Below are 6578 nucleotides of genomic sequence, written 5' to 3'. Positions count from 1 at the left end.
GTAGTATTTTTAGTCTAACTCTACTATAACAGGATTTATTCCTTTTTTGCGTTTACACAAGATATTGTACACTCTCGGAAAAATCGCTACTTTACCGTGGCGATTTTTCTTTTTATACTCTTCTATTCCCTTGGTATACATCGGATCAGAGACAACGGGAATGATTCTACTTGTGATATAATGTAAAGCGAACGAGGAATGCTCATTTTCAAAAATTGAGTTTGTGGAGTATTCTGATTAGGTATAAAGAGGAGGAACTTATGGCATTAGCAAAAATTGTCTACGCAAGTATGACAGGAAATACAGAAGAAATTGCGGACATTGTTGCCGATAAATTACGAGATCTTGGTGTGGATGTGGCTATTGATGAGTGTACAATGGTTGAAGCCGAGGATTTTCTCGAGGCTGATGTGGCTATCGTGGCTTCCTATACGTACGGGGATGGTGAGTTGCCGGATGAGATTGTGGACTTCTATGAAGACCTGAAAGATGTGAATCTTGAAGGCAAATACTATGGTGTGGTCGGCTCTGGCGATACCTTCTATGATGAGTTCTGTAAGGCAGTTGATGATTTTGATCAAGTCTTTGCTGAAATTGGTGCTGAAAAGATTTCCGAAAATGTCAAAGTTGACTTGGCTGCCGAAGACGAAGATATTGAAAATCTCGAAAAATTTGCCGAAGAGATTGCTGCGAAGTTGGCTGAATGAAACAAGAGGCTGGGCCATGCCCGGCCTCGAAGTGTATTGTCGAGAAGACTGGAGGCAGTTCAAAGGGGAAGATTCTTTTCCTATTCCTTGCTGCCCCCGATAATCCCTCTTAGTGTGGAAAGGACGGAAGGACATGTCCAAACTTTATCAGGTCTTAACGAGACTATTGCAGATTTTTTTACTGATTCTGGCGGTGCATTGGGTGTTGATTGCTTTTGTCAATTTGAGCCAGCCTTGGTGGCTGACCATGCCGGCTGCCCTGGGTCTATTTTTTTGGATCTATAAGCAACCGGCTTTTTGGAAGCGGATCTATGATTTTTTAGGCCGGCATAAGCTTGCAGTGATTTTGATTTTGACGGCTTTTCAAATCCTATTACTCTTGTCAGCCCAGCTCTTGATTCGGCGGGATGCAGCGGTTGTCTTTTTAGGAGCCTTTGAGCTCTCCAAGCCGCTCTCGATTGCCAGTTACCTCACGCGCAACCCCAATAACCTTCCCTTGTTTCTCTATGAGCGTTGGTTTTTTAAGGTCTTTGGGATGAATGCTCTTTGGGTCTTACAGGGGATCAATCTACTGGCGACCAATGGTACAGCCTTGATTCTCTTTAAGGGAGTCGAGAGCTTTTGGGGACGCAAGCGGGCAGATCTGGTTTTTCTCTTTTATACAGCCTTGCTGGTGGCGTCGCCTTTCTTTATGGCCATGTATACAGATATGCTGGCACTGCCCCTGATTAGCCTGCAATTTTTCTTTGCTTTAGGCCTGCTGAAGGCGCGACAGACAACCTCGCTGATTATTCGTTTGGCCTTGCAGCTAGGCCTATTGACGGCTCTAGCCTATTTTCTCAGACCAACCGTTTTAGTGACGATTCTCGCCCTCTTTTTAATGTTATTTTTTACCAAAGAATGGAAGAAATGTCTTTTGGGCCTTAGTTTCTTTGGTTTGGGCTTTGCCTTGCTGAGCTTTCCGGTGCAACAGATGATGGCGCATCAAGATGAGGTGCAATTAATTGAAGGAGAAGGTTTGGCAAAAACGCCCCTCCTCTTCATCAATCTGGGCTTGACCTATTCCGGGACAGATCAAGAGGACATGAAGGAAGGCTTGCTGGCCTACTTGGAGCCGGAGGAGCGAGAGAAGTATAATAATGGCATGTTTGCTAAGGAGAATGTCAAAAAGGAAATTGTTCGTCGCCTCCAAGCCTATACTCCCTGGACCTTCCTGGAACACACCCAGGTCAAACAGGCAGGAACTGTGAAAAACGGAACGATGAATTGGATCTATTATGAAGACTTAGCCAAGGAAAAAACGCCTTATGTGTCTCCCCTCTATGAGGAAATTGGCCAGCAAGCCTTTTTCACCTGGATCCGCCGGCATTTTATCTCCTATGATCGGCCTGAGTTTCAGTTCTATGCTTGGGTCAAACAGCTGGTCTGGTTAGCCCTGGCCTGGGGAGTGTTGCGAGCTAGCCGGCCTTATGCTGGAGATCGGGTGGAGCTGCAGTTTGTGATGCTGGCAGTTTTGGGTGGTTTTCTCTTCTTACAAGTCTTTGAAGGTGGTAAGACCCGCTATTTAATTCAGTTTTTACCACAAATTTTAGCCTTATCAAGTATGGGATGGATTCGAAATGACAAGCATGGATAGATTGAAGCAAACAGACTGGTACCCCGCTTTGCTAGCGGAACTGGGGAGTGATTATTTTGACCAGATTCAGGCTTTTCTGGATGAGGTCTATGCAGCGGAGCGTGTTTTTCCGGAAAGGGAGGCTGTTTTTCGGGCTTTTGAGCTGACCAGTCTGGCTCAGACGCGGGTGGTGATTTTGGGTCAGGATCCCTACCATGGGGAGGGGCAGGCAGATGGCTTGAGTTTTTCAGTTCCCACTGGAGTCAAGACTCCGCCTTCTCTGCGCAATATTTTTAAGGAGTTGGAAGCCGATCTGGGGGTGCGGCAAGAGACGGACTTGTCTGACTGGGCTCGGTCTGGTGTGCTTTTGTTAAATACCGTTTTGACGGTCGCAGCTGGTCAGGCTAACAGTCATCAAGGGCGTATCTGGGAATCTTTAACAGATGCCGTGATTTCGCTTGTGGGACGGAAAACAGAAGTAGCGGTTTTTATACTCTGGGGCAAGTCTGCTCAAAGGAAAAAGTCTTTAATTGGGCCGGGACATGGTGTCTTGGAAGCGGTCCATCCCAGTCCTCTGTCAGCCTATCGAGGTTTCTTCGGAAGTCGGCCTTTTTCCCAGGCGAATGCATTCTTGGCAGAGCCGATTGATTGGTTAGGAGGGAAATCATGAAGCAGCAGTTGGCAACGATTTGTTATTTGGATAATGGGCAGGAGTTTTTGCTTCTGTATCGGAATAAGAAGCCTAATGATGTGCATGAGGGCAAGTGGATTGGTGTTGGTGGCAAGGTCGAGGCGGGTGAGAGTCCGGAAGAGTGTGCCAAGCGTGAGGTCTTTGAGGAGACGGGGTATGTGGTTGAGGCCATGGACCTGGTTGGGCTGATCACGTTTCCGGCTTTTACGCCTGGGACGGACTGGTACACCTATGTTTATCGGGTTCATGATTTTACGGGTGAGCAAATTGAGAGTCCGGAAGGAACTTTGGCCTGGGTGCCCTATGATCAGGTTCTCGCTAAACCAAGTTGGGAGGGAGATCATCTTTTTCTCCAGTGGATTTTAGACCAGAAACCTCTGTTCTCAGCCAAAATGGCCTATGAAGGACAGGAACTCACGGATTGGTCTGTTCATTTTTATCAGTAGGACGAAGAATAAGTAGTTCTATTTCTGTTTTTGTTTATAAAAGCCGAACGTTCATCTTTTCTTGGAAAAGTTATGTTGATTTTGTTCGGCTTTTTTTCTTTCTTGTGCTATAATAAGGTGTAGAAAATGGAAAGGATTGTATCAATGAAAAAAGAAGCATTGCTGCCACTTGTATCTGCTGGCCTCCTGGCCCCACTCTTCCTCTCAACAGGAGTTGCTGCTGACGAAGTCAGCGCCGAACAACCAGCGGAAGCGGTTAGTCAGGTTGAAAGTCCTGCTGCTGAACCAGCTCTTGCTCCTGCAGCAAGTTTGGCTGCCCAACCTCCAGTCGTGGAGGTTCCTGAAACAGCTGCAGTGGAAGTCGCCGAAGCGCAAGCTCAAGCTGAGCCAAAAGATGTGACAGCGCGTGCTGCTAGTGCGGAGGCTGAACCTGCTCAAACAGCTCAGGATTTAGTAATTCTCCATACCAATGATGTTCACGGGCGGATTGTCGAAGACCGGAACGTTATCGGTGATGCCAAAGCAGCCGCTGTCATCAAGGCTGAAAAAGCGCAACAGCCCACCTTGGTGGTTGATGCTGGAGATGCCTTTCAAGGGCTCCCAATTTCTAACTCTAGTAAGGGTGAGGAACGTTTGAAGATTCTTAACATGGTTGGCTACGATGCGATTGCAGTTGGAAACCATGAGTTCGACTTTGGTTTGGATCAACTTCGTCGTTATGAGCAATTGCTTGAGTTTCCAATCCTTTCTGCCAATACCTACATCGATGGAGCGCGTCTCTTCAAGGCATCTACCATTGTGGACAAAACACCAGACCTTGCTGGAGATGAGTTTGTAGTTATCGGGGTCACAACACCTGAAACAGCAACCAAAACACATCCGAATAATGTGGTCGGTGTAACCTTTACTGAGCCGATTGCAGAAGTTCAAAATGTAATCGCAGAGATCGAAGCCAAGGCTAAGACTGAAGGTAAGTCTTATAAAAACTATGTAATCTTGGCCCACCTTGGGGTGGATGCAACAACACCACTGGAATGGCGTGGCGATAGCTTGGCCGAAGCCCTTTCAAAAAATGAAAGTTTGAAAGATAAGCGTGTCATTTTGATTGATGGTCATTCCCATACTGTTGCAACAGCGACCTACGGTAGCAATGTAACCTATAACCAAACTGGTTCTTACCTCAACAATATTGGTAAAATCGTTTTGAAATCCGATCAATTGCTTGGTCAGACCAGCTTGATTTCTGCAGCCGATTTGAAAAATGCTGAAGCAGATCCAGAAATCGCAGCAGTGGTGAGCCGCATCAAAGAGGCCTATGACGCCGATAATGCTGTAGTCGTTCGGGCCAATAATACCGTTGAACTAAAAGGAAATCGGGAAAATGTCCGAGTTCGTGAAACCAACCTTGGAAACATTGTTACAGATGCCCTTTATGCTTACGGTCAAACTGGTTTCCAAAACCCAAGTCACCTAGCGGTAACCAACGGGGGGGGACTGCGTGAAACCATCGCTAAAGATAAGGACATTACCAAGGGTGATGTGATTGCGGTGCTTCCATTCGGAAACTTGATTTCCCAAATCACCGTTAAGGGTCAACAAATTCAGGACATGTTCAAGCGTTCGCTGTCTGCGATTCACCAGAAAGGTGCCGATGGCAATCCTGTCTTGGATGAGAATGGTTTGCCATTGCTAGAGCCAGGCGGTTTCTTCCTTCATGTTTCTGGTGCGCGTGTCTTCTTTGACCCAACCCTTGAAGCATCTGAACGGATTCTGAAAATCCAAATCTTGGATCCAGAAACACAAACTTACCAAGATCTTGATTTGGAAAAAACCTACTACCTTGCAACCAATGACTTCGTTGCAGCAGGTGGTGATGGTTATGACATGCTCGGTGGTGCCCGTGAAGAAGGACCATCCATGGATGCTGTCTTTGCTGAATTTTTGAAAACAGCTGACCTCAATCAATACACTGTAGTGAATCCAAATTCACGGATTGTAGCTACATCCAGCGTTTTGGATAGTAATGCCAATGGAATTCCAGACTGGCAGGAAGTCGCTAACCCAACAGAGCCAGCTAAGCCAGAAGAGCCAGCTAAACCAGAGCAGCCAGTGAAGCCAGAACAACCGGCTAAACCAGAGCAGCCAGCGAAGCCGGAAGAGCCAGTGAAACCTGCTACCAAACGGGTATCCTTGGGTTACAATCCAAGTTACCAGGCACCTGCTAAGGTTCAAGCTACAGCTAAGGCTAGCTCAGCAGCTAAGTCCTTGCCAAACACTGGTACTGAAGATGCATCAGGAGCTGCAGTTCTTGGACTTGGTTTCCTAGCAACTCTGGGAATGGTTCAACGCAAGCGTCGGAAGAACTAGACCTCAACTAGGAAAATAATGATACTTCATTTATAGCTCTGGAGCGTGTACTTGTCGCCTTTTCCAGCTAAAAATGATATTGATTACGGCACACAATTGAAAAGGTCTAGTCTCATCGTTTAGACTAGGCCTTTTTTATGATGGATGCGAATTAGATGGAGGTAACCTATGGAAAAATATTACAGCCTTTTAAAATCATCCTTGAAGGATAAAAGCTCAGTCATGACGGAAATTATAAACCTCGAAGCGATCCAACATCTGCCAAAAGGTACAGAATTTTTTGTGAGTGATTTACATGGTGAGTATGGTGCTTTTGACTATCTTTTATAGTCGTTTAGCTTATAAACCGTATATGATATACTTGTCTTATGGCATACGGAATTGATTTTAGAAAACGTGTCCTCGCTTACGTAGAAGAGGGACATACACGTCAAGAAACTGCAAAACTATTTAATATTAGCACGAATACTTTATACACCTGGGAAAAGCAACAACGAGAACAGGGACATTTAGAACGCAAGAAGCGTGTAGCTAAGTCTAGAAAAATCCCTTTGGATCAATTAAAAAACTTTGTTAAGGAAAATCCAGATGCCTTTTTAAGGGAGATTGCAGAGCATTTTTCTTGCAGTATTCCCTCTGTTTGGGCTGCTTTGAAGCAAGTGAATCTTACTTTAAAAAAAAAGACGACTAGCTATAAAGAGCAAGATCCGGAAAAGGTTCATAACTACATTGAGGCATTGACAGTTTTAGAA

Annotated in this window: 6 protein-coding genes and 1 pseudogene; all 7 read left to right on the top strand. The window is 45.6% G+C overall.

Translation table 11 applies throughout. From position 1 onward, the window contains the following. The first annotated feature begins 260 nt into the window (after positions 1-260). Positions 261-707 (top strand): flavodoxin, encoded by a 447-nt coding sequence (locus N4310_RS07100; protein WP_262092629.1) that lies wholly within the window; start codon positions 261-263, stop codon positions 705-707. 133 nt (positions 708-840) lie between these two features. Further along, a complete protein-coding gene (locus N4310_RS07095; protein ID WP_262092628.1) occupies positions 841-2343 on the top strand; it encodes a glycosyltransferase family protein in 1503 nt (500 codons plus the stop codon). A gap of 1 nt (position 2344) precedes the next feature. Then, positions 2345-2992, top strand: a complete 648-nt coding sequence (locus N4310_RS07090) for a uracil-DNA glycosylase (protein ID WP_262092630.1) — start codon at positions 2345-2347, stop codon at positions 2990-2992. Next, positions 2989-3459 carry an NUDIX hydrolase gene (locus N4310_RS07085; protein ID WP_262092627.1) on the top strand — a complete coding sequence of 157 codons (471 nt, stop codon included), beginning with the start codon at positions 2989-2991 and terminating at the stop codon, positions 3457-3459. The genes N4310_RS07090 and N4310_RS07085 overlap by 4 nt, the downstream gene beginning before the upstream one ends. A gap of 144 nt (positions 3460-3603) precedes the next feature. After that, the gene (gene nt5e / locus N4310_RS07080) at positions 3604-5826 is read left to right on the top strand and encodes a cell surface ecto-5'-nucleotidase Nt5e (RefSeq protein WP_262092626.1); all 2223 of its coding nucleotides are present in this window, start codon (positions 3604-3606) and stop codon (positions 5824-5826) included. A 168-nt stretch (positions 5827-5994) separates the two neighbouring features. Next, a pseudogene (locus tag N4310_RS07075) lies at positions 5995-6153 on the top strand (fructose-bisphosphatase class III); the annotation flags it as partial. A gap of 41 nt (positions 6154-6194) precedes the next feature. After that, positions 6195-6578, top strand: a 384-nt coding sequence (locus N4310_RS07070; RefSeq protein WP_262092625.1) for a transposase, incomplete at its 3' end; no start/stop codon positions are given.

Origin of the sequence: Streptococcus danieliae, from assembly GCF_025447695.1 — a bacterium.
Classification (GTDB): domain Bacteria; phylum Bacillota; class Bacilli; order Lactobacillales; family Streptococcaceae; genus Streptococcus; species Streptococcus danieliae.
This window is presented reverse-complemented; position numbering and strand designations above follow the sequence as displayed.